Origin of the sequence: Serratia sp. BNK-23 (genome assembly GCF_047456145.1) — a bacterium.
In the GTDB taxonomy this organism is placed as follows: domain Bacteria; phylum Pseudomonadota; class Gammaproteobacteria; order Enterobacterales; family Enterobacteriaceae; genus Serratia; species Serratia nematodiphila.
The window spans coordinates 1,201,376-1,223,041 of record NZ_CP179900.1 but is presented as its reverse complement, the minus strand read 5'-3'; the positions used below and the strand labels follow the sequence as shown (position 1 = coordinate 1,223,041).

General features: G+C 58.1%; 21 protein-coding genes. 18 read left to right on the top strand and 3 right to left on the bottom strand.

Annotated features, from left to right (window positions below; genetic code table 11):
* Positions 1 to 69: 69 nt before the first annotated feature.
* Together ACMGF9_RS05705 and arsC are read left to right on the top strand one after the other, a co-directional pair.
* The gene (locus tag ACMGF9_RS05705; protein WP_004941664.1) at positions 70 to 1,539 is read left to right on the top strand and encodes a tetratricopeptide repeat protein; all 1,470 of its coding nucleotides are present in this window, start codon (positions 70 to 72) and stop codon (positions 1,537 to 1,539) included.
* A 20-nt stretch (positions 1,540 to 1,559) separates the two neighbouring features.
* A complete protein-coding gene (gene arsC, locus ACMGF9_RS05700; protein ID WP_015378717.1) occupies positions 1,560 to 1,913 on the top strand; it encodes an arsenate reductase (glutaredoxin) in 354 nt (117 codons plus the stop codon).
* A 48-nt stretch (positions 1,914 to 1,961) separates the two neighbouring features.
* Here arsC and hda read toward each other — a convergent pair whose 3' ends face one another.
* Positions 1,962 to 2,663 carry a DnaA inactivator Hda gene (hda, locus tag ACMGF9_RS05695; protein WP_025159568.1) on the bottom strand — a complete coding sequence of 234 codons (702 nt, stop codon included), beginning with the start codon at positions 2,661 to 2,663 and terminating at the stop codon, positions 1,962 to 1,964.
* Positions 2,664 to 2,935: 272 nt separating this feature from the next.
* On the opposite strand from hda, the gene ACMGF9_RS05690 reads away from it, so the two are divergent.
* Together ACMGF9_RS05690 and ACMGF9_RS05685 are read left to right on the top strand one after the other, a co-directional pair.
* Positions 2,936 to 3,457: a hypothetical protein gene (locus ACMGF9_RS05690; RefSeq protein WP_004941652.1), complete on the top strand. Its 522-nt coding sequence runs from the start codon at positions 2,936 to 2,938 to the stop codon at positions 3,455 to 3,457.
* A 33-nt stretch (positions 3,458 to 3,490) separates the two neighbouring features.
* Positions 3,491 to 3,739: a GlsB/YeaQ/YmgE family stress response membrane protein gene (locus ACMGF9_RS05685; protein WP_004941647.1), complete on the top strand. Its 249-nt coding sequence runs from the start codon at positions 3,491 to 3,493 to the stop codon at positions 3,737 to 3,739.
* A 47-nt stretch (positions 3,740 to 3,786) separates the two neighbouring features.
* Here the strand turns inward: ACMGF9_RS05685 and uraA are convergent, their stop codons facing one another.
* A complete protein-coding gene (gene uraA / locus ACMGF9_RS05680; protein WP_004941645.1) occupies positions 3,787 to 5,076 on the bottom strand; it encodes a uracil permease in 1,290 nt (429 codons plus the stop codon).
* A 76-nt stretch (positions 5,077 to 5,152) separates the two neighbouring features.
* Positions 5,153 to 5,779, bottom strand: a complete 627-nt coding sequence (upp, locus tag ACMGF9_RS05675; RefSeq protein WP_004941642.1) for a uracil phosphoribosyltransferase — start codon at positions 5,777 to 5,779, stop codon at positions 5,153 to 5,155.
* A gap of 255 nt (positions 5,780 to 6,034) precedes the next feature.
* Between upp and purM the strand changes: the two genes are divergently transcribed.
* The 14 genes from purM to ACMGF9_RS05605 all read left to right on the top strand — a co-directional run bounded on the left by purM (position 6,035) and on the right by ACMGF9_RS05605 (position 21,626).
* On the top strand, positions 6,035 to 7,072 hold the full coding sequence (gene purM, locus ACMGF9_RS05670; RefSeq protein WP_021504399.1) for a phosphoribosylformylglycinamidine cyclo-ligase: 1,038 nt from the start codon (positions 6,035 to 6,037) through the stop codon (positions 7,070 to 7,072).
* Positions 7,072 to 7,710: a phosphoribosylglycinamide formyltransferase gene (gene purN / locus ACMGF9_RS05665; protein WP_015378720.1), complete on the top strand. Its 639-nt coding sequence runs from the start codon at positions 7,072 to 7,074 to the stop codon at positions 7,708 to 7,710. The genes purM and purN overlap by 1 nt, the downstream gene beginning before the upstream one ends.
* A gap of 722 nt (positions 7,711 to 8,432) precedes the next feature.
* Entirely contained in the window at positions 8,433 to 8,675 is a 243-nt protein-coding gene (locus ACMGF9_RS05660; RefSeq protein ID WP_127897176.1) for a hypothetical protein, read from the top strand.
* 72 nt (positions 8,676 to 8,747) lie between these two features.
* Positions 8,748 to 9,758, top strand: coding sequence for an ABC transporter ATP-binding protein (locus tag ACMGF9_RS05655; RefSeq protein ID WP_021504401.1), 1,011 nt, complete (start codon positions 8,748 to 8,750; stop codon positions 9,756 to 9,758).
* 1 nt (position 9,759) lies between these two features.
* Positions 9,760 to 10,815 carry an ABC transporter permease gene (locus tag ACMGF9_RS05650; protein WP_021504402.1) on the top strand — a complete coding sequence of 352 codons (1,056 nt, stop codon included), beginning with the start codon at positions 9,760 to 9,762 and terminating at the stop codon, positions 10,813 to 10,815.
* Between the two features lie 18 nt (positions 10,816 to 10,833).
* Positions 10,834 to 11,742: a thiopeptide-type bacteriocin biosynthesis protein gene (locus tag ACMGF9_RS05645; RefSeq protein WP_071796768.1), complete on the top strand. Its 909-nt coding sequence runs from the start codon at positions 10,834 to 10,836 to the stop codon at positions 11,740 to 11,742.
* Positions 11,729 to 13,075 (top strand): YcaO-like family protein, encoded by a 1,347-nt coding sequence (locus tag ACMGF9_RS05640; RefSeq protein ID WP_021504404.1) that lies wholly within the window; start codon positions 11,729 to 11,731, stop codon positions 13,073 to 13,075. The genes ACMGF9_RS05645 and ACMGF9_RS05640 overlap by 14 nt, the downstream gene beginning before the upstream one ends.
* A 12-nt stretch (positions 13,076 to 13,087) precedes the next feature.
* Positions 13,088 to 13,705 carry a hypothetical protein gene (locus ACMGF9_RS05635; RefSeq protein ID WP_021504405.1) on the top strand — a complete coding sequence of 206 codons (618 nt, stop codon included), beginning with the start codon at positions 13,088 to 13,090 and terminating at the stop codon, positions 13,703 to 13,705.
* Positions 13,705 to 16,107 carry a nitroreductase family protein gene (locus ACMGF9_RS05630; RefSeq protein ID WP_414160691.1) on the top strand — a complete coding sequence of 801 codons (2,403 nt, stop codon included), beginning with the start codon at positions 13,705 to 13,707 and terminating at the stop codon, positions 16,105 to 16,107. Before ACMGF9_RS05635 ends, ACMGF9_RS05630 begins: the two co-directional genes overlap by 1 nt.
* 1 nt (position 16,108) lies before the next feature.
* The gene (locus ACMGF9_RS05625; protein ID WP_414160588.1) at positions 16,109 to 17,140 is read left to right on the top strand and encodes a PqqD family peptide modification chaperone; all 1,032 of its coding nucleotides are present in this window, start codon (positions 16,109 to 16,111) and stop codon (positions 17,138 to 17,140) included.
* Positions 17,137 to 19,674, top strand: a complete 2,538-nt coding sequence (locus tag ACMGF9_RS05620) for a lantibiotic dehydratase family protein (RefSeq protein WP_261438551.1) — start codon at positions 17,137 to 17,139, stop codon at positions 19,672 to 19,674. The genes ACMGF9_RS05625 and ACMGF9_RS05620 overlap by 4 nt, the downstream gene beginning before the upstream one ends.
* Positions 19,667 to 19,882 (top strand): hypothetical protein, encoded by a 216-nt coding sequence (locus ACMGF9_RS05615; RefSeq protein ID WP_021504409.1) that lies wholly within the window; start codon positions 19,667 to 19,669, stop codon positions 19,880 to 19,882. Before ACMGF9_RS05620 ends, ACMGF9_RS05615 begins: the two co-directional genes overlap by 8 nt.
* Before the next feature lie 6 nt (positions 19,883 to 19,888).
* Complete coding sequence (locus ACMGF9_RS05610) at positions 19,889 to 20,923, top strand: efflux RND transporter periplasmic adaptor subunit (RefSeq protein ID WP_414160587.1); 1,035 nt, start codon at positions 19,889 to 19,891, stop codon at positions 20,921 to 20,923.
* Positions 20,916 to 21,626 carry an ABC transporter ATP-binding protein gene (locus ACMGF9_RS05605; protein WP_021504411.1) on the top strand — a complete coding sequence of 237 codons (711 nt, stop codon included), beginning with the start codon at positions 20,916 to 20,918 and terminating at the stop codon, positions 21,624 to 21,626. Before ACMGF9_RS05610 ends, ACMGF9_RS05605 begins: the two co-directional genes overlap by 8 nt.
* Positions 21,627 to 21,666 lie beyond the last annotated feature (40 nt).

Genomic DNA, 21,666 nt, shown 5'->3' with positions numbered 1-21,666 from the left:
CGCGGGAATAAAGAACTCTTGTCTGCTGCTGACGTCTTAGAAATGATTATTTAAGGGAAACGCCTGACTATGACCAACCGGTTGACCAAAACCGCGTTAGCGGTGCTGCTGCTCAGCACGCTGAACGCCACCGCCCTGGCGCCAGCACAGGCGGAAAGCCAGGACCAGTTGCCGGATATGGGCACCTCCGCCGGCGGCACCCTGAGCATTGGACAAGAGCTGGCGATGGGCGATTTCTATGTGCGCCAACTGCGCGCCAGCGCCCCGCTGATCAACGATCCGCTGCTGAGCCAGTACATCAATCAGCTGGGCAACCGGCTGGTGGCCAGCGCCTATTCGGTGCGCACGCCGTTCCATTTCTATCTGGTGCGCAACGACGAAATCAACGCCTTCGCCTTCTTCGGCGGCAACGTGGTGCTGCATTCCGCGCTGTTTCGCGTCAGCGACAACGAAAGCCAGCTGGCTTCGGTGCTGGCGCACGAAATCTCACACGTCACCCAGCGCCACCTGGCGCGCGCCATGGAAGATCAGCAGCGCAACGCCCCGCTGACCTGGGTGGGCGCACTCGGTTCCATTCTGCTGGCGATGGCCAACCCGACCATGGGCATGGCGGCGCTGAGCGGCACCATGGCCGGCACCCAGCAAGGCATGATCAGCTTTACCCAATCGAACGAACAGGAAGCCGACCGCATCGGCATTCAGGTGCTGCAGCGCGCCGGTTTCGATCCGGAAGCGATGCCCGACTTCCTGCAGAAACTCTCGGATCAGTCGCGCTACGCCTCCAAGCCGCCGGAAATGCTGCTGACGCACCCGTTGCCGGACAGCCGCCTCTCCGACGCGCGCAACCGCGCCAACCAGATGCCGAAACACATCGTGCAGTCTTCGCAGGACTACCTGATGGCCAAGGTGCGCGCCCTGGGCATGTACAGCTCGGAAGGCTACGGCCTGAACGAAGAGCTGCTCGGCTCACTCAGCAAGGGCAACGTGCGCGAACAGGCGGCCGCCAAATACGGCCGCGCCATTCTGTTCTATGAAGCGAAAAAATACGACGACGCGCGCAACATCATTCAGCCGATGCTGGCGCAGGATGCGAAAAACGTCTGGCTGATCGACCTGATGACCGACATCGATCTCGGTCAGAAACGCGCGCCGCAGGCCATCGCCCGCCTGCAGGCGGCCAACGCCGCCCAGAACAACAACCCGGTGCTGCAGCTCAATCTGGCCAACGCCTATGTCGAAGGCAACCAGCCGGCGCAGGCGTCGAAGATCCTGAACCGCTACACCTTTGCCCATCCGGACGATCCGAACGGCTGGGATCTGCTGGCGCAGGCCAGCGCCGCTCAGGGGCTGCGCGATGAAGAGCTGTCGGCCCGCGCCGAAAGCCTGGCGCTGACCGGCCGGCTCGATCAGGCCATCGGCCTGCTCAGCAATGCCAGCTCGCTGCAGAAACTCGGCAGCCTGAAACAGGCGCGCTACGATGCGCGCATCGACCAGCTGCGCCAACTGCAACAGCGCTTCCGCCAATACCAGCGCAGCTGATTCAACAAGGAATGAACGCCATGAAAAACGTCACGATTTACCACAACCCGCGCTGCTCCAAGAGCCGTGAAACCCTGGCGCTGCTGGAGCAGCACGGTGTCGATCCCAAGGTGGTGCTGTACCTCGATACGCCCCCTACGGTCGATGAGCTGAAAAAACTATTGAAAGAACTGGGCTTCACATCGGCGCGCGATCTGATGCGCAAAAAAGAAGATCTGTACAAGGAATTGAAGCTGGCGGACGACAGCCTGAGCGAAGAGCAACTGCTGGCGGCGATGACGGCGAACCCGAAACTGATCGAACGCCCGATCGTGGTGAAAGGCAGCAAGGCGCGCATCGGCCGGCCGCCGGAGCAGGTGCTGGAGATTTTGTAAATTCGAATTCGGGCGCGGACTATTGCGCCCTTTCTTTTACGGTAGCGGCTACAGCCCCAGGATCTCTTTAACGAACGGGATGGTCAGCTTGCGTTGGGCGGTGATCGAGGCGCGATCGAGCTGATCGAGGGTCATAAACAGCGTGCGCATCTCGCGATCCAGCCGCTTCAGCAGGAAGCGGCCCACGTCTTCCGGCAGCTCGAAGCCGCGCAGTTTGCCGCGCAGCTGCAGCGCCAGCAGCTTCTCTTCGTCCGACAGCGGCTGCAGCTTGTAGATCTGCCCCCAGTCCAGACGCGAAGCCAGATCCGGTAAACGCAGGTTCAGCTGACGCGGCGGGCGATCCCCGGTGATGAACAAACGGGTGCGGCCGGTTTCCAGGATGCGGTTGTAAAGGTTGAAGATCGCCATCTCCCACTCTTCGTCGCCGGCGATGCATTCGATATTGTCGATGCAGACCAGCGCCAGCTGTTCCATGCCGTCCAATACTTCAGGCACGAAGTAAGCGCGCTTGTCGAGCGGCACATAGCCCACCGCTTCCCCCTTCTGCGAAAGCTCGGCGCAGGCCGCATGCAGCAAATGGCTGCGCCCGCCGCCTTCACGCGACCAGAAATAGATATAGCTGCCATGTTCCTGACGGACGGCGGATTGGATCGCGGCTAATAGGGATGGGTTCTCGCCCGGATAAAAACTGGCGAAAGTTTCATCATCGGGAAGATAAAGTGGCAGTGAAAGCTGTGCCGGCGTATTCAGAGAAGCACCTCAACCAAAACTGGCAGAAAAACGTGGGCAGTTTAACACAGAAAACGGGCGCTGTTGAACCGGCAGGATCTTATGCCGCAATAGTGAACAATGCCTAAGCGCCGCTTGATTGGCTGCGGCTCCCGCCAAGGCAAGAATTATCCGATATCATTCCCTAACCCCATGCCTGCGCAGGTTAAATTTGTCATTTAAGCCAAATCTGGCCTAGTATAGGTAGGCTAAACGCAATCACCATCAACAAGGTTTCTGCAAGGATATAGACGATGAAAGTATGGAATAAAGTGCTGTTGGCCTCCTTTATCGGGTTGTTGGTTGCCGGCTGTGATGACTCGTCCAAGGTTGACGCCAACCTGGATAAAGCCAAAGACAGCGCCGAGCAGATGAAAGACGCCGCCCAGAAAAAAGCGGACGATCTGACGGACAAGGCGAAAGCGACGGCGGATGAAATCAAAAAAGAGGCCGCCACGCAGGCTGACCAGCTGAAGGACAAAGCTTCGGCGATTAAAGATGAAGCCGCCAAGCAGGCGGACGCCATCACCAACGACGCCAAGGCCAAGGCCGCCGCGATCAAAGATGACGCCGGCAAGCAGAGCCAGCAGTTGGTGGATCAGGCCAAGGCCATCAAAAACGACGCCATCAACGGCGCCAACGATCTGACCGAGCAGGCCAAGGCCAAGACCGAAGCCATCAAGAACAGCGCCGAAAACAAAGCGCAAGAGTTGAAACAAGAGACCGATGCGGCGGTGAACGGCAATACTCAGACTCAGCCAGCCACCCAGCAGTAAGCTATTCTCAGCCACAAAAGAAAGGAGCAGTAAATGGGGATTATTTCCTGGATTATCTTCGGCCTGATCGCCGGTATTTTGGCTAAGTGGATCATGCCCGGCAAAGACGGCGGCGGCTTTATTCTGACCGTCGTGCTGGGGATCGTCGGCGCCGTGGTCGGCGGCTATATCAGCACCTTCTTCGGCTACGGCAAGGTTGACGGCTTCAACTTCGGCAGCTTCGTGGTGGCGGTTATCGGCGCCATCGTGGTGCTGTTCGTGTACCGCAAAATTCGCAGCTGAGGCGAATGCCATCAGTCAAAAGGGCAGCCCCTGGGCTGCCCTTTTCGTTACTTCTGCTCTGCCGGTTCGTCCGGCGCGTCGAGCACCTCTTCTTCCTTGCGGAACAGGCTGATGACCTTGAACAGCAGGCTCAAGCCAATGCCGACGATGGTCGCCAGCGCCATGCCTTTCAGCTCCGCCGCGCCGATGTGCACCTTGGCGCCGCTCACGCCGATAATCAGGATCACCGAGGTTAAAATCAGGTTTTGCGCTTTGTTGTAATCCACTTTGGACTCGATCAACACGCGAATGCCCGAGGCGCCGATCACGCCGTACAGCAGCAGGGAAACGCCGCCCATCACCGGCACCGGCACCGCCTGGATCGCCGCCGCCAGCTTGCCGATGCAGGACAACAGGATCGCCAGCACCGCCGCGCCGCCGATCACCCAGGTGCTGTAGACCTTGGTGATGGCCATCACGCCGATGTTCTCGCCGTAGGTGGTGTTCGGCGTGGAGCCGAAGAAACCGGAGAATACCGTCGAGATGCCGTTGGCGAACATCGAACGGTGCAGGCCCGGATCGCGGATCAGGTCTTTTTTCACAATGTTGGCGGTCACCACCAGGTGGCCAACGTGCTCGGCGATCACCACCAGCGCCGCCGGCAGAATGGTGAAGATGGCGAACCACTCAAAGCGCGGGGTGTAGAAGGTCGGCAGCGCGAACCAGTGCGCCTCGCGGATCGGAGTCAAATCCACCACGCCCATGAAGAATGACAACGCATAGCCCACCAGCACGCCGATCAGGATCGGGATAATCGCCAGGAAGCCGCGGAACAGCACTGAACCGAGCACCGTGACCGCCAGCGTCACCAGCGAAATGGTGATGGTGGTCGAGTCGGCGCTGGCGCCTTCAGCCGGCAGCAGCCCCGCCATATTGGCCGCCACGCCCGCCAACTCCAGGCCGATGACGGCGACGATCGCCCCCATCGCCGCCGGCGGGAACATCACATCCAGCCAGCCGGTGCCGGCCTTTTTCACGATCAGCGCCACCAGACAGAACAGCACGCCGCACATGATGAAACCGCCTAACGCCACTTCATAACCGAGCGGCAACAGCAGCAGCACCGGCGAGATAAACGCGAAGCTGGAACCGAGGTAGGCCGGGATCTTGCCTTTACAGATGAACAGATACAGCAGCGTGCCGATGCCGTTGAACAGCAGCACGGTCGCCGGGTTGATCTTGAACAGGATAGGCACCAGCACGGTGGCACCAAACATGGCGAACAGGTGCTGGAAGCTGAGCGGAATGGTCTGGAGCAGCGGCGGGCGCTCGCTGACGCCGATGGCGCGACGGGTCATGTGTGTTTTTCCTCGGTTTATTGGTTTTATAGGTTTTAGTCAAAAAAAAGCCGACTCATTAAGTCGGCTCAAATGTTTACTTGGTACCAAATATCTTGTCGCCCGCATCGCCCAGGCCAGGCACGATGTAGCCCTTGTCGTTCAGACACTGATCGATGGAAGCGGTGTACAGTTCAACGTCCGGGTGCGCTTTCTCCAGTGCGGCGATGCCTTCCGGCGCCGCGACCAGAACCAGCACCTTGATGCTGTGACAGCCGGCTTTCTTCAGCAGATCGATAGTGGCGATCATCGAACCGCCGGTGGCCAGCATCGGGTCGACGACCAGCGCCATGCGCTCTTCGATGTTGGAAACCAGCTTCTGGAAATACGGCACCGGCTCCAGGGTTTCTTCGTCGCGGTATACGCCCACCACGCTGATGCGCGCGCTCGGCACGTGCTCCAGCACCCCTTCCATCATGCCCAGACCGGCACGCAGGATTGGTACTACGGTAATCTTTTTCCCTTTGATCTGGTCCACTTCAACTGGCCCGCACCAGCCTTCGATGGTGACTTTTTCCGTCTCCAGATCGGCGGTCGCTTCATAGGTCAGTAAACTACCCACTTCTGAGGCCAGCTCACGGAAGCGTTTGGTGCTGATGTCATTTTCGCGCATCAGGCCAAGCTTGTGTTTTACCAGCGGGTGTTTCACCTCAACGATCTTCATCATTTTTCTCCTATTAAGGTGGTTGCGGCCAAAAAAATCGCGGGATTATACCTCCTTTTTTTCGCCGCGCCACCCACAATAGCCCGATCGGGATCAACAAAAGTTTGAATATCAGTATAGATGACGAAAAAGCAGAGCCGGTTCACAAGCCGCTCGCAAACGTTTGCCTGCGCTGTTAGAATTGCCGCGCCTTATTCCGGAATCAACATCGGAAGCACAGTTTTCAAACCGCAAACCGTCGTGGGGAATCGCGCAGTGACCGACAAAACCTCTCTCAGCTATAAAGACGCAGGTGTCGATATCGATGCAGGCAACGCATTGGTAGATCGCATCAAAGGTGTAGTTAAACAGACCCGTCGCCCGGAAGTGATGGGCGGTCTGGGCGGGTTTGGCGCCCTGTGTGCGTTGCCGCAGAAATACCGCGAGCCGGTGCTTGTTTCCGGTACCGACGGCGTGGGCACCAAGCTGCGTCTGGCGATGGATCTGAAACGCCACGACACCATCGGCATCGATCTGGTGGCGATGTGCGTCAACGATCTGGTGGTTCAGGGCGCCGAGCCGCTGTTCTTCCTCGACTACTACGCCACCGGCAAGCTGGACGTGGACACCGCGGCCAGCGTGATCACCGGCATCGCCGAAGGCTGCAAGCAGTCCGGCTGTGCGCTGGTGGGCGGCGAAACCGCTGAAATGCCGGGCATGTACCACGGCGAAGATTACGACGTGGCCGGTTTCTGCGTCGGCGTAGTCGAAAAATCCGAGATCATCGACGGTAGCAAAGTGCAGTCCGGCGATGCGCTGATCGCCCTGGGCGCTTCCGGCCCGCACTCCAACGGCTACTCGCTGGTGCGCAAAATCCTGGAAGTGAGCAACACCGACCCGACCGCCACTCAGCTGGAAGGCAAACCGCTGGCCGACCACCTGCTGGCGCCGACCAAAATTTACGTGAAGTCCGTGCTGGAGCTGATCGAGAAGGTTGACGTCCACGCCATCGCTCACCTCACCGGCGGCGGCTTCTGGGAAAATATTCCACGCGTGCTGCCGGAAGGCATGCAGGCGGTGATCGACGAAGCCAGCTGGCAGTGGCCGGCGGTGTTCACCTGGCTGCAGCAGGCCGGTAACGTCAGCCGTCATGAAATGTACCGCACCTTCAACTGCGGCGTAGGCATGGTCATCGCCCTGCCGGAAGCCGAAGTGGAAACGGCCATCGCGCTGCTGACCGCGGCAGGTGAAAAAGCGTGGAAAATCGGTAAACTGACTGCCTCTTCCGACGAACAACAAGTGGTCATCAACTGATGAAAAAGATCGTGGTGTTGGTCTCCGGCCAGGGGAGCAATCTCCAGGCCCTGATTGACGCCTGCCAGCAGGGCCGCATCGCCGCCGAGATCGTGGCGGTATTCAGCAACAAGGCGCAGGCTTACGGCCTGCAGCGCGCCGAAGCGGCGGGCATCGCCGCCCAGGCGCTGGATGCCAAGGCTTACGCCGATCGCGCGGCGTTCGACGCCGCATTGGCGGACGCCATCGACCAGTACCAGCCCGATCTGGTGGTGCTGGCCGGCTACATGCGCATCCTCAGCCCGCAGTTCGTGCAGCGCTATGCCGGTCGCATGCTGAACATTCACCCTTCCCTGCTGCCGAAATACCCGGGGCTGCATACACATCGTCAGGCCATCGACAACGGCGACAGCGAACACGGCACCTCGGTGCACTTCGTGACCGAACAGCTCGACGGCGGCCCGGTGATCTTGCAGGCCAAGGTGCCGATTTTCGCTGACGATGAAGAGGATGACGTGGTTGAACGGGTGCAAACCCAGGAACACACGATCTATCCGCTGGTGGTGAGCTGGTTCGTCGACGGCCGCCTGGCGATGCGCGACGGCGCCGCCTGGCTGGACGGCGAACGCCTGCCTGAGCAGGGGCACGCCGCCGACTGATGCGCGCAGCCTGAACCTTGCCTAAACGGCGCCCACGCGGCGCCGTTTTTTTCGCTGCCCGCCACGATGGTCCAAAAGGCTCGCGGCGCCGTGGCCAAACTGCCCGCTTCAGGGCCAACCCCGGCGTGAGCGCCCCCGGCATGTCGCATCAATGCCCCGCCGGGAACCGAACGCATCACGGGCGCCAAGCCAACTGTGGTTCCGCGTGCAATAATCCTTGTCAAAAAATAAAACCATTATAATATTTTCCATCCTAAACAATATTAGGTGAAATTTTTCAAAAAAGAATACATTTATCCCTTATACATAGTTTTAAATTAAATAAATTAACGTCAACCCCATGATTATTGTGAGCTTCGTTGCAATAACAGAAAACATCCCTGCCAATTGTAATGATGTGTTGCCGTTCTATTACAAGTATGTAAGAGTATGTCTAACACGATAACTTGACGTTACATACATAGGATTCCTTTCATATTCGCAAGCGCCAGTCATATATGACGCCTTCAAATGTAAATAATTCAACATGAAAGAATTCAATGTCGCCGCTGCTTATTTTTATATAATTAGCGCGATATTAAAATTGATTTTTATTTTTCAGATAAATATTTAGTGGGGAATACCCCATTGAGATGAATTCGTTTGAATATATTTCAACGATATGCAGCAGCTCGAATCACGTTATAGCTAACTCATCAATAAACTGATTAATAAGGATATTTATGCTTAATCATACCTCTCTGACTCGTCAATCCCACCGTTTCGATATTGTTCTCGACTCGCCTTCCATGCCCTCTGACGGCATTGATTTATTAGTCGAAGAACTGCCTGAAACGCTGCACTTTGCCAGCGATTGCGCCTCAACCGGCAGCAGCGTCAGCACCGCCTCTACAGCAGGCTGCGGCTGCATTGCAACAGCGAGCTGCATCGGCACAATGGGCAGCGTTACCAGTAGCGGTAGCTAAATCATTACCCACAACCGGTACAAGATACTGTGCCAGTTAGTTATCTGAAACTCTACTCACTGGCTTTAAACAATGAGCACGTACACTGACACCACTTTAGATTTCGACAGCAGTCATAAGCCAACCCTGGATATATCCTGGGATCGCCAACGGCCGCTATTAGACGTCGAGTCACTGAATAAGTTTTATGGTGACACGCAAGTTCTTCATGATATCTCGCTGCAAATCAAGCCGGGAGAAATCATTGGATTGGTCGGACCTAACGGTGCCGGAAAAACGACGCTCATGGAAACCTTGTACGGGGGGCAGCCCTTTGAAAGCGGCTTGGTGCGTTTATTTGGCGAAGACGTTCGACAAGGGCTTAATCACGTCATCAAGCAACAGTTAGGCGTCGTTCCGCAATCCTTTAGTTTACCTGCGCTGCTGCGCGTTGAAGAGATCATTTCGCTCTATCAGGTACTTTATACGGATGCGCTGTCGGTTAAGCAGTTATTGGACATTGTGGCGCTAAAAGCGCAGCGTAAAATGCGTTTCTCGCGGCTTTCCGGAGGGCAAAAAAGACGTTTGGCATTGGCGCTGGCCTTAGCTGGCAAACCCAAGCTTCTTTTGCTGGATGAACCCACCAGCGATCTTGACCCGCAAAGCCGACGCTATATTTGGCGGCACATCATTGCGAATTCTCGTCAATCGGGCACGGGCGTATTGATCGCCACTCACCAAATGGATGAGGCGGAGAATTTATGCGACCGGGTGATGATCATCAACCACGGCCGGTTGCTGGAGAATGCCAGCCCACAACAACTTATTGAGCGTTATTGTCCTGGTCATCATATCCGATTCTCAGTGCCGTTGACGTCGGTTGACGAGTTCCTTGCGCTCTTCCCTGAGGCGACGCAGGAAAGCGATGAACATGATCAAACTTTCCGCCGCCTACATATTCCCACCCAAGAATTGGCACAGGTGTTACCGCAAGTGATTGCGTTATCACAACGTTTGGGCTGTGAACCCGAACAAATGCAGGTAAGCAAAAATACCCTCGAGGACGTGTTCATTCATCTGACAGGCGAAGCATTAAGGGATTAACATGAGCCATAGCTGGCAGATTTATCGGCGCTTCTTCGGCGCTAACACCAAAGAATATTTACGCGATCCGCTATCAACCTTATTTTCTCTTGTATTGCCGTTATTTTTCATCTTTACCTTTGGCATAACGGCAAAAATTATTAATGGCAATCATCAACCGTTCTCCATGCAGGTGAGCGTTGTCGGAGACACGCCGGAAACAGAGGCTCTCTGGCTTAAATTGAACAATTATCCTGGCCTGGCCGTCCAGCGCCAGCTTAGAAGCGATCCGGAAGCGCTGGTGCGCGCGAATGAAGTGAACGCGGCGGTGAGTTGGGATGCAGTACAACAGCGCCCCGCGATCACCACGACGGAATCCATGAGCTCCGTCGCTCAACTGGTTTCCGCCGCACTCAATCAGCAACCGGCCGACGCCCAGCAGCCGATACGCTTCATTACGCTGAAAACTGAGCGTTTCAACTATTTTAGTTTTATCTTCCCGTCCTTGCTGACGCTGGCCCTGTTGCAAGTCGCCTTATTTGGCACGGCGACGCCGCTGATCGCCGCGCGTGAAAAAGGCACTTACCGCTATTACGACGTCATTCCGTTGCCGCGCTGGATCCTGCTCGCGTCACAGGTCAGCGTCCGCCTGGTAATATCACTGGTTCAGATCGCCCTGTTAATGCTCATTAGCAGTCTGGTCTTTGGCTTTACCCTTCAGTATCCCCTGCTGTTTATCGTGCTGCTCGTCGCCGGCGCGCTGTTGTTGGTGAGCTTTGGGTATGCGCTGGCCGGCTTATTCCGCACGAATACCGTCGCGACAATCGCCCTGACCTTACTCAACTTTTGGTGCATGTGTTTCGGGCAATTGTTCCTCAATCTGAGCGCATTCCCGCCACTCAAATGGTTAATTTTGACGACGCCGGTCGGTTTTGTCTCCGATGCGCTGCGATACGCCATGAATGGCAGCGAAGGCGTATTCCCCTTCTTCATTAACTGTATCGGCATGGCGATATGGGGTGTGATCACGCTGTTTGTCGGCGTTAAGTGGTTCCTTTTCCAGCCAAAACAATCTTAAAAAAACAGGTACGCAAAGATGAAAAACAGATCGGCATCTTGGCATTTTTACAAGCTGTATATCGGTAGCCATCATGATGGAATGGACTTTCTGATCACCCAGGGATTGACCCAAGCACTGGCGTACGCTCCTGATTCTCCTTGGTTCTTCTTACGTTATATCGATGAAAAAGGATTACATTTACGCGTTCGTTTTCTGCTGCAGGAAAAGGACAGCCAGCGCCTGGAAACCGCCATTTACGCTGCGCTGCATGATGCGCTGAATAGCCTGCCGCTGCGCCCGGCCAACCTGTGGACGCCATTGGTCAGCTTCCGCGGCAACACGCCGTTTCCCGCGCATGAACTCCCGGTCCATTGCGAACGCGCGGAATATGAGCCGGAAACGGACGTCTACGGGGGCGAAACGGGCATTGGCATCGCCGAAGCGCTGTTTCACCAATCCAGTGACATTGCTCGTGCCATATTGCTGGCCGAGGCAGGCGGCGGCATGACGCGCAAAGAGTTTGCGTTGCCTCTGATGCTGGCCATGTTGGAAACGTTCATTCCTGTTGCCCGGCGTTCCGCCTTCCTTGAAAGCTTCTCGACTTTCTGGCTGGCGGGCTCTGCGGATATCGGAATGATCAAAAACAGCTTTACCGATCGCGCATGGGAACTGATTGATGAAAACTCGGTTCTTCTGTCGCCGCAGATACGGCAAGACGCGCAAAGCGCCGAACTGGTGGATCGCTGGCAGTCTGCGCTAGACCAGACCCGGCGTAACTATGAACGCCATTGCGAACGATACAGTGACGGCCTCGCGAAAAATCTGGCATTCCAATTCATGCACCTAATGAACAATCGCCTTGGCTTAAGCACGCTGGATGAGGCCTGGCTGGCCGTGTTGCTGAGCAAAAGCCTGGAAAGCGGAGTTATTCATGCATCATCATAACTTTGCCGTTTCCGCGTCCATGCGCCAGAAATATCCGTTCATGTCGCTGCTCTCGCCGCTGACGGGCGTTGTCGGCAGCGTCTACCCGTTGGAACCGCAGGAGATGCATATCCCCCGCTTTTCGTCGGTTCTGGCCAGCCTGGGCAATCTGTCAATGCCATATCCCCATATCATTGACAATAAAGGCAACGACCTGCAAAAAATCGCGCTTGCTGGCTGCGGCGCCGATGAACACGTCGATATGGCGATCGTCCGCGCTGTCGCCGAAGCGGCAGAGCGATACGCCACCTGCGTCTACCATCCTCGCGATGTTTCGGTCGCCAGCTTCCGCGAACTCGGGGCTGACGGTTTGGCGGCCGACAGCCTGCCCCGCTGCAGCGAGGAGGAGCTCGCGGATCCGCTTTGCCCGGTCAAACCCATTGATGACGCCCAGCCGTTGCGCTGGGTGGAAGGTTACTCGTTGACGGACTCCCGCCCGCGCAAGATCCCGTTGATCATGTCGCATCTGTATGTGCGGCCCTGGGAAAGCGAGCGTTTCTGGTTGCCGATATCGACAGGCGTCGCGGCGCACACCGACCTCACCACCGCCACGGTAACCGCGATCAATGAAGTCATCGAACGCGATGCGATTGCCCTTACCTGGCTATTGCAAATGCCTTTAGCGCGCATCCGCTTCGATGAACCGGTACCGGATAGATTACAAGACAAGTTTTCACGCCTGGCGGCCAGTGGGCTGGAACAGCTGTTCTTCGATGCCACTACCGACATCGGCTGCCCGACAATCTACGGATTGCAGCTGCGCAACGGGCATCCGACCTCGGCCCAGTTCGTCAACTGCTCTACGGGGTTCGATCCCTGGGGCAGCTGCGGCAAGATTATCCGAGAAAGCGCCATGGGGCGTTCGGTACTCGAACATCAACTGCCGGTGCCGGACGATATACGCGATTTTATCGCTCTCGAACATGGCGCCATCTTCATGGGGCGAGCCGAACAGCGCTCCGCATTCGATTTTCTCACCGCCAGCGAGCGGCAGATGCCGATTAGCCGCCTGCAGGCCGGGCAACCGCAAACGCCGACAGCACAGCTGAAAAAATTGGTGGCGCGTTTTCGTCAACTCAAGATGGACGTCGTGATAGCGGACATGACGACGGATGAACTGCGCGATGCCGGTTTACATGTGGTGCGCGCTGTCATCCCCGCCCTTTTGCCCATGACGGCATGCTATCGCGCCCGCTATCTCGGGCATCCGCGCCTACGGGAACAGCAGCAACGGTTGAGTGAACAATTAGGCAAAGCCGCCACGATAAATCCGTGGCCGCAACCTTTTGCCTGAAGGAGAGTGGTAATGATTATCGTCAGTGACACCGCGTTCGGCAATGACGTGGCCGATTATATGCACTGCCAGGAAGGGATCTCTCAACTGACATTGGCAACCGCACTGAACTATTCCTGGGCCGACAGCAAGGCTTCGTTCGTCGGGATCGCGCTATCCGGCGGCGCGCCGCTTAAGCTTGAACAGCTCACCACGCAGCTGTTTCGCGCCGGGATCCCTCACGCTTGCACCGTGTTGAACGACCATATGCTATTTTGCGGCCCCCTGGTCATCCCAGGCCGAACCGCCTGTTATGCCTGTGCGGCGAAGCGCCTGCTCAGCCTCGCCGAAACGCCGCGTACGGCAATGATGGATTTGAACCTGCAGCGATATCATGAACAGCAGCCGCAGAACGCATTGCGCGGATATACGCCGGCGCTGGTGCTGATGGCTGGATTACGGTTAAAGCAGTATGCGCAGCTCCCCGAAGACCAATTCGGCAAACTGACTGCCGTGAGCTTTGGCAGCAATCGCACCGCGAGCAGTTCCGTGGTGGCGTTACACGGCTGCAGCTGCCGTGAAAACCGGCATATTTCGCAGGCTCAGGGCACGGCCTTGTTGGCCGAACACCTGGAAGGAGCCTTACGCTAATGAAAGCCACTCACATGTCGACCGTCTTGTCGGGCGCACAGTTTAGCCACCATAACGATCTTTACGCTTTGCTGCCCAAGCGCCCCAAATTAATTCCGGAACTGATTTTCATTCCTGAAAGCGATACCCGCGTAGCCGTGTATGGCGCCTATCAGCCGCGCATCCTGACCTGCGTTCAGGGGATAAACACGCTGGCGGCTTTCCTCGAGCGCCTCGATGGCGTCAACGCGCTGGAAAGCGTGCTGACCGACGACGCGACCATGAGCCGCGAGAATGCCCTGGGCATGTTGTCCTTACTGTTTCGCTATGGCTTCCTTGAAGAAGGTGAAGGCCTGGATAACGGCGCCCCAAGCCATTTGGCAAGCTATTGCGGCCGCTTTGTCGACAATACCCGCCTGCACGCCAACCGTACTGCGGCGCTGAAGTCCGCCCGCCGCCGCAGGCTCGCCCTGGTTTGCCCGGAAGATGTGTCATCGCTGCTGCAACACGCGTTGGCGCCAATGGCCGCCAGCATTGACGTTCTGACCGAGCGCCCAACGACCAGCGCCCTTCCCTGGGATGATGCACTGATCATTTTTGACGGCAGCGAGTCCGACGCTTTCCGCCAGGCATGCGCCGATGGGTTGCACCAGGCCGGTGTGCGTTATCTGAGCTGCATTATTGGCGCGGATCGCACGCTGGTGGGCCCCTATACCCTCCCGAACATCAGCGCCAGTTATCAATGCGCGCGCACGCAATGTGAGCAGCCATCGCCCGCCAACGATCGGCAAGAGGTGGCGTTCCGCGCCGTCTATGCCGCCCATGAGCTGGGGCAAATTCTGCTCGGGCTATCCTCTGAAAGCTACCTCAACAAGGTCGTTTCCCATAGCCATCGGGGCGAGGGGGAGTACACCTTAGCCTATAAGGTCGCCCGCATTCCCGGCACCGCGCTAAGCGGTTTAGGCCATGTCGCCTATCTGCCGCCAGGGGAAGAGGCGTTTACTGCCTGGCAACACCATATCGGCACACGCTTGCCGCCGCATGGCCTGTTGCCACCGCGTTCGCATCAGATGCACTTCACGCTGGATAACCTCAACCGCCACGCCTCAAGGCCGGTCAGGCTACATGGGCAGCAGCATATCAACCTGCCCGGCAGCGCATTGGCGGAGCGCTGTCCGCCACCCTGGCGCATGTCCGCGGCGCCGCCACAGCCGTTGACGCCGGCCAATCTGGGCTGGTTGCTGCGCCACGCCACGGGTTATCAAAATGGCGCAGACAGCACATTACGCCGCATCGCGCCCAGCGGCGGGCAACTGCTCTCGTGCGATATGTTTGTGGTCGTCCGCCGGCCGCTGCCGGAGATGCCTTGCGGGGTCTGGTTCTATCTCGGTGAAAAGCACCAGCTCGTCAGGATTGACGGCATTGACTGCCAGCAATTGGAGTACTTGCTCCAGCATCCCGAAGAGCCGATTTCACTCATTACCAGCGGCAACCTGAACCGCGTGCGCGGCAAATATAACGACTTCAGCTATAACATCGTTAACCTTGACGCCGGAGTGGTTAATCAATATTGCGCGCTTTCCGCGCGCGCGGCGGGCTGGACGCTGAGAGAAGATCATGGCGTCGACCTGCAATGGTTGGCGTCATTGCTCTTCTTCACGCAACAGGATAACCCCCATATCCTCTGCCAGGTCTTGCATGTGCAAGCGCCCCCGTCACAGGATGAGCCGTGCCCTGCTCCACTTTATGAAACGGCGAGCAGCCTGGTCGCCGTTAGCCACCGCCCACGGCCGGCCACCGCGCCAGCGTCGCCCGCGCCCGCCGCTCTCTCATCACTGGCGGCTGTGCACCGCGATGAGCCGCTCTCCGCGTTGCTGGAGCGCCGCCGGGCGACGTATGACTATGCCGATAGCCCGTTACCGGAAACTTGGCTGAATACCCTGATCGCCGTCGCGCATGCCGGTCTTGAACAAAGCCGCCTGCGCGGGATGCCGGCGTTGCCAATGGAACCCTGGATGTTGCTGCCGGAAGCCAGCGGCGAACTTGCCGCGGGCATTTATCAGTGCAGTCAGGCAGACCGCCGTTACTGGCGGAAACGGGATAGCGGGTTTGGCCGCGCACATTTGGCTGATTGCATCAATCAATTGGCGTTCCATAAAGCCGGCGCGTTGCTGATGTGGGTTGCCGATCTTGAAAAGACCCTGCATGACCATGGCGCGGCGGGATACCGCATGCAGCTGCAAAACGCCGCGGCAAGCGCGATGCAGTGCTGGTTGGCGGCGCTGGACTGCGGCTTGACCGGAACGCTGGCGGGAGGCGTGATCGAAGAAGGGCTCATTCGCCACGCGGGCGCCGACGGCTATCGTGAGGCGCCGCTGTTCTGTCTGGTGCTGGCGTCTCCTCCGCCGGCAGAGGGTGTTTAACATGCCGCCTGCATCCACCCTGTTGCGTTTAAACGAGGATGTGAAACTGGTCTCTCCGCAGGCGAATGTGGCGCTGTTGCTGCAAGAAAACAGTAATGCGCCGTTAAAGCTGAGCGGGTTTTCTGCCCGGCTTGCCCAACAGTTGCAAGGGGGCTGCTCCATGGCGGCCCTCCTTGCGGAGCTGGCAGAACACCACCCGAACGCAACGCCCGAGCAGTGTCAACAGGCGCTGTCCGCGTTTCTGCTGCGGTTGAAACAGGCGAATATGATCGTTGATGGCGCGCAAAAGCGGCCTGCGGCGGCGAAAGTGGCCGGGCGATATCGGCTGCCTAACCCCGATCGCGCCGCACATAAAATCGCCACCGTGCTGCGGGTTGTCCCGCGCAGGTTAGGTTACGGCCTGCTGAGCCTCGCGATTGCCGCTGCCTTGTGGCGTTTCATCGCGTGTTTGCCAGGGCTAAACGCCTGGCTGCTGCAGGGCGAATGGGCCAGCGTCCAGCTGCTGGTGATGCTTGTCGGCATACCGTTATGGCTGTTTTTGCATGAAATGGCGCATGCCGTCGTTTGCCGTCTTTACGGCTGCCCGGTTCTGGGGGCGGGTCTGCAATTTCGCGGCTGGTGGCTGCCCTCCGCGTTTGTCAACACCAGCGCCATCGCGCTATTCCCACAGCGCGGCATGAAGGCCTGGGTGGCGATGGCAGGACCATTGATGGATCTCTTGTGTCTGGGAGCGCTCGCGGCGCTGAGTGAAAGCGCCGCCGCCACCGCGACACGGCCGTTACTGCTGTTGATACTATTCGGCCTGCTTTTCAATCTCACCCCTTTTCGGCTTTCGGATGCCACGCGGGCATTTCGCGCCTTTGCCCAACCCGGCGCCAATAAGAAAACCCGCGTGTGGTCCGCCCGAGGCCGCCGCCTATTCCGCAGTTATTGCCTGCTTTACAGCCTCTGCATGGCGGCGGCGATGGGTTGGTTAAGTCTCGTGAGTTGGCAGAAGGTGAATAACTGGTTGGCATCTGGAGTATTATCATGACGTTACCCGCACAGCCTTTGTTGCTCGTCGCCCCTTTTATCATGCTGCGCACTGCAGGCTTGCCGGCGCACTATGTCAGCCAACTTCCGGATGATTTATCCGCGATTATCCGGCAACACCACTTGCAGGAGCCGGCCTGGCGGCAACTCGGGCAGGCGCTTATCGCCAGGCTGCATGCGAATGTCGCATTACCCTCGGCGGACAGCGTTCGCCAGGACATGATTCGCTGTCGCCGCCATATCTTCAACGATCGCTATTTCAACCTGTCTGCCGAAATGCGCGCCTGGTTGGCACATTACGACCCAGCCGCTCTGGAGCAACTGACCGAATGGTTGGCGATAGCGGATGAACGCCAGCAGTTGGTGGCAACCTTTAACCAGCGCTGGCAGCGTGTCAACGAACAGACGCAGGCCTGGTTGCTCAAAGCCGCCAACGAACCGGCCCTGCGCCGGGCGCTCTGCCTTGCCTCCCCGCAGTTGCTTTGCGATCTGGACCAAAATTGGCAGAGTTGGCCGGCCAAACGGCGCCGGCGCGTTGAGCGCTCCTTGTTTGCCTACATGATTCGAGCGGCGGGCAAAGTCAGCCCATTCAGCACCTTTTCCTCTTTTAGCCTGGTCCCGTTTGAAAGCTCGGCCGGCGAAGCCACTCTGCAAACCGGCGAAGGCAAGGTGACCTCGACCATACACCTCAACCGCTCCATCGCATTAGCCTTGCGCGACGCGCTGTATACGCAGCACTGGTTGGCGAAACATGATCTGCCGCTGTGCCGCAACCCCTCCTTGCAACGCATTTCCGCCAGCCAGATGCGCGGCCATTTCTATCGCTATGAGAAACGCCACGGCTTGTTATGGAACGAAGAGCAGCAATTTGTCCTGGGCCTGGAGGCGGCGGAAATCGACGCCGTCCTGAGCGCCAGCCACCAGCAAAGCTGGAACGCATGGCGAGCGCATTTCGAACTGGCCGGGATGGCCCCGCCCGAAGCGGAAAGACTGCTGAGAAAGCTGGTGCGCAAGGACGTATTGCGCCCGACATTACAGTGGGGAACGCATCATCCTGCCCCCCTGGTCGATGTTTTGGCGCTGATGCCGGCGGAGCTCTCCAACGACGCTCTGCGCAGCCTGCCCGAACTGCCCGAACGCTTTGGTGCGGCGGAAAACGCGGAGCGCATTGCGCTGCTTGAGCAGGCTCAGCAGACGATTCAACAGAGCTGGGAGCGGCTGACCCGCCATCAGATGCCCGAAATTCGCAATATTTTATATGAAGACGCCTGGCGGGAAGGGATCAGGATGACATTGCCTGACGCTTTCATTCCCAATGTGCTGGCCCGCGTAGCGAAAGCGGTGGCCAAACGCGCCACGTTGTCGCAGGAGTACCTCTGGCTGCTGCAGAACTTTATCGACAAATACGGCGCAGGCGGCCACTGCACCGATGTCTCATTGTTTTTGCAGCAGAGCTGGCAGGGATTTATTCAATTCACCCAACAACGCATCTCACAGGCCGTCGCCGCAACGGCCCGCTGGCGGCAGCACAATATCAACCCCGCCGCCCTGAAGCTGCCGGTAACGCTCTTCCTGCAATTGGATGCCCGTCATGTGGGGCAGCTGGCGCATCCCCGGGGCAAAGTGGTCATCAACAATGCGTATTCGCGTATCGGCTGGCAGTTGGCGCGCACCACGTTGACCAACGACAGCCAGGCCGACGACAGGCGCCATCGGCTGCAAAACTGGCTGCGCCAGTTCGCCGCGCCGGCGCTGCCATTAACCTTCAGCGTCAGCGGCGAGTCCAGCAATCTCCAGGCCCAGGCCCGCCTGGCCGATCATCATCTGTGCCTGGATGAGCCGCCGCAGGTTGCCGGCGACCTGACGCTCGACCGGCTCCAACTGCATCATGATACGCAGAGCGGCCTGCTGAAGCTGACGGACAACCAGGGGCAAGCGTTCCAATTATGCTACCTCGGCGCGGCGACGCCGATGGTGGCCTGGGGAACCAAATACCTGCTTACCGTACTGGCCGAACCGGTGCAGATTGGCCGCCCCGCCTACAAGCGATTGATGGCCGATGAGCTGGATCATGACTTCCGCCATGCCCCGCGCATGGAGGAGGAAGACTGTGTCCTGATCCGTGAAACCTGGTGGGTGCGCTCTTCCCGCATTTTCCATGAGCTGTCCGGGCATCAGGCGGCGGAGCATCCGGCGCGCCTGCTGGCATTGTTACTGAAGAACGGCATTCCGACGGACAGCTATGTGAACGGGCAATTCAACGATCATCTTAGCTGGCAGTCATTTAACAACGACAAGATTCGCAAACCGATGTGGTGCAGGCTGGGCAATTCACATTGCCTTGACCAATTGCTGCTGCTGGCGCGAAAAGTTGACTGGTTAGTCTTCAGAGAGGCTCTCCCGTCACCGGAAAACAGTTGGATGGAAGTGAAGAATGAAAGCTATCTCACTGAAATACACACTGAGATGGTCATCCCTGGCGATTACCTCGACGCCTCTCTTATGTCCCCTCTGAAGGAGAAATCCCATGCATAAAGTATCAGGCTTGCTGCTTTTTATCGGCCTCGTCATGTTCGCTGTCGCCCTGGCTCTCAATATCTACAGCAGCTACACGGCGAGCAACGCCAACGGTGCGTCATTGTTCTCCACCAACTGGTGGGCGCGCTGGTTCCCGCTTTACGCTTCGGGAGCCGCTCTGCTCTTCATTGGTGTGATCTTGCGCCTAACCGTAGGGGATCGTTAAACACCTATGCGTTCCCCATCTTCAGAGGCACCGCGCAACGCCGCCCGCCAGCAGGCACTGCACCTGCTGAACTCGCCTCATACTCCGCCGCGCGGGCGGCCATGGCGCAAAGCGGCGCTCGTCGGAGCGATTGCGCTGGCGTTAGCCTTAGGTCTCGTTGCCGGCAGGGCATGGTTTACCCAGCCAGCAGCGGCCGAGCGCGCCAGCGCCGCCGAACCTCAGGCCAACACCGGAGCACCTGTCGCGCCAGCGGCCCCCACGGCGGCCGCGCCTGCAGTCACGGCCGCAGGATTCATCAAGGCCTCGCGCCTCTCCACCGTTTCGGCAGAGATTACGGGAACGGTGCAAGAGATTTATGTGCAACGCGGCGATAAGGTAAAAAAAGGCGAGCGATTGGCATCACTCGATGGGCGTTCGCTAAGAGCGCAGCTTGCGTCGCTCCAGGCCAGCCAGCAAATCGCGGCGGGCAAACTCGCGCAGACGGAGTCCCGCCTGCCGCGCGCACGCAATCAGCTGCATCGATTGAACCGTTTGTTGCCGCTCAACTATGTGAGCCAGGATGATGTCGACAGTGCCAAAGCGGAGTTGGATTCGTTCGAGGCGCAGCGCCGCCAATATCAGGCAGAATTACAACAAGTGGGCTGGCAGATAAAAGCCAGTGAAATCGACCTATTGCGCACGATTATCCGCGCGCCCTTCGACGGCCAGGTGGTGTCGTTAGACGCCTCCCCGGGGGAAACGGTTTCGCCCATTTCCGCCGGCGGCGGTTTCACCCGCACGGGGATTGCCACCATTGTCGGTTTGGATGACTTTGATGCCGAAGTTTGGCTGCCCGAAAGCCAGCTGGCGAAAGTCGCGCCCCAACAACGAGTGACAATCAAGCCGGATGGCCTCCCCGATCGACAGCTCTCAGGCACCGTCAGCCTTATCTCTTCGGTGGTGGATGAGCAACGCGCGGCGGTTTTAGTCATTATCAAGCTCGCTCAGCAACAGCCCTGGCTGAAACATAATATGTCAATTCAGGTAGATTTTTATGAATAAAACGGCAACCGCGCCGAGCGATCCGGTCGTGCAACTGCAACAGGCCGGCAAAGACTATAAAAAAGGGCGCGAGCACATCACGGTATTGCACGATCTTGATTTTAGCCTGCGCGGCGGCGAGATGGTCAGCATCATGGGGCCATCCGGCTCAGGGAAATCGACGCTGCTCAATCTGATCTCCGGCGTCAATGTCTGCGATCGGGGCGAGGTATTTTTGCAAGGGCATCCGCTGCATCGGCTGCGGCCTGAAGAACGCACCTCGCTGCGAGCCCGCCATATTGGCTTCGTCTTTCAGTTTTATAACCTGTTGCCCGTGCTCAGCGCCGAGGAGAATGTCGCCCTCCCCCTGCACCTTTGGCATATGGACGCCAAACAGCGCCGGCAACGCGTCGATGCCGCGCTGGAGCTGGTTCAGATGGAACACCGGCGCCGCCACTTGCCGGATGAACTCTCCGGAGGAGAGCGCCAGCGCGTGGCCATTGCGCGTGCGATAGCCACTAATCCGGATCTGCTGCTGTGCGATGAGCCTACCGGCGATCTCAGCCAAGAGGCGGGGGAGGAAATTATGGATATTATGACGCTACTGAGCCGGGAGCAGGGCAAGGCTATCATCGTCGTGACGCATGATATTCAGGTCGCCGCGCGGGCACAGCGCCAACTCCAACTCAGGGACGGCAAGCTGATCCGTAGGGATATGCCATGAGAGCCGTGTTTTACCTCTGGTTGTGGCGCTCCGCCACTGA

Coding starts and splice junctions, on each gene's coding strand:
- ACMGF9_RS05705 (WP_004941664.1), top strand. CDS start 70: ATGACCAACCGGTTGACCAAAACCGCGTTAGCGGTGCTGCTGCTCAGC.
- arsC (WP_015378717.1), top strand. CDS start 1,560: ATGAAAAACGTCACGATTTACCACAACCCGCGCTGCTCCAAGAGCCGT.
- ACMGF9_RS05690 (WP_004941652.1), top strand. CDS start 2,936: ATGAAAGTATGGAATAAAGTGCTGTTGGCCTCCTTTATCGGGTTGTTG.
- ACMGF9_RS05685 (WP_004941647.1), top strand. CDS start 3,491: ATGGGGATTATTTCCTGGATTATCTTCGGCCTGATCGCCGGTATTTTG.
- uraA (WP_004941645.1), bottom strand. CDS start 5,076: ATGACCCGTCGCGCCATCGGCGTCAGCGAGCGCCCGCCGCTGCTCCAG.
- upp (WP_004941642.1), bottom strand. CDS start 5,779: ATGAAGATCGTTGAGGTGAAACACCCGCTGGTAAAACACAAGCTTGGC.
- purN (WP_015378720.1), top strand. CDS start 7,072: ATGAAAAAGATCGTGGTGTTGGTCTCCGGCCAGGGGAGCAATCTCCAG.
- ACMGF9_RS05660 (WP_127897176.1), top strand. CDS start 8,433: ATGCTTAATCATACCTCTCTGACTCGTCAATCCCACCGTTTCGATATT.
- ACMGF9_RS05655 (WP_021504401.1), top strand. CDS start 8,748: ATGAGCACGTACACTGACACCACTTTAGATTTCGACAGCAGTCATAAG.
- ACMGF9_RS05650 (WP_021504402.1), top strand. CDS start 9,760: ATGAGCCATAGCTGGCAGATTTATCGGCGCTTCTTCGGCGCTAACACC.
- ACMGF9_RS05645 (WP_071796768.1), top strand. CDS start 10,834: ATGAAAAACAGATCGGCATCTTGGCATTTTTACAAGCTGTATATCGGT.
- ACMGF9_RS05640 (WP_021504404.1), top strand. CDS start 11,729: ATGCATCATCATAACTTTGCCGTTTCCGCGTCCATGCGCCAGAAATAT.
- ACMGF9_RS05635 (WP_021504405.1), top strand. CDS start 13,088: ATGATTATCGTCAGTGACACCGCGTTCGGCAATGACGTGGCCGATTAT.
- ACMGF9_RS05630 (WP_414160691.1), top strand. CDS start 13,705: ATGAAAGCCACTCACATGTCGACCGTCTTGTCGGGCGCACAGTTTAGC.
- ACMGF9_RS05625 (WP_414160588.1), top strand. CDS start 16,109: ATGCCGCCTGCATCCACCCTGTTGCGTTTAAACGAGGATGTGAAACTG.
- ACMGF9_RS05620 (WP_261438551.1), top strand. CDS start 17,137: ATGACGTTACCCGCACAGCCTTTGTTGCTCGTCGCCCCTTTTATCATG.
- ACMGF9_RS05615 (WP_021504409.1), top strand. CDS start 19,667: ATGCATAAAGTATCAGGCTTGCTGCTTTTTATCGGCCTCGTCATGTTC.
- ACMGF9_RS05610 (WP_414160587.1), top strand. CDS start 19,889: ATGCGTTCCCCATCTTCAGAGGCACCGCGCAACGCCGCCCGCCAGCAG.
- ACMGF9_RS05605 (WP_021504411.1), top strand. CDS start 20,916: ATGAATAAAACGGCAACCGCGCCGAGCGATCCGGTCGTGCAACTGCAA.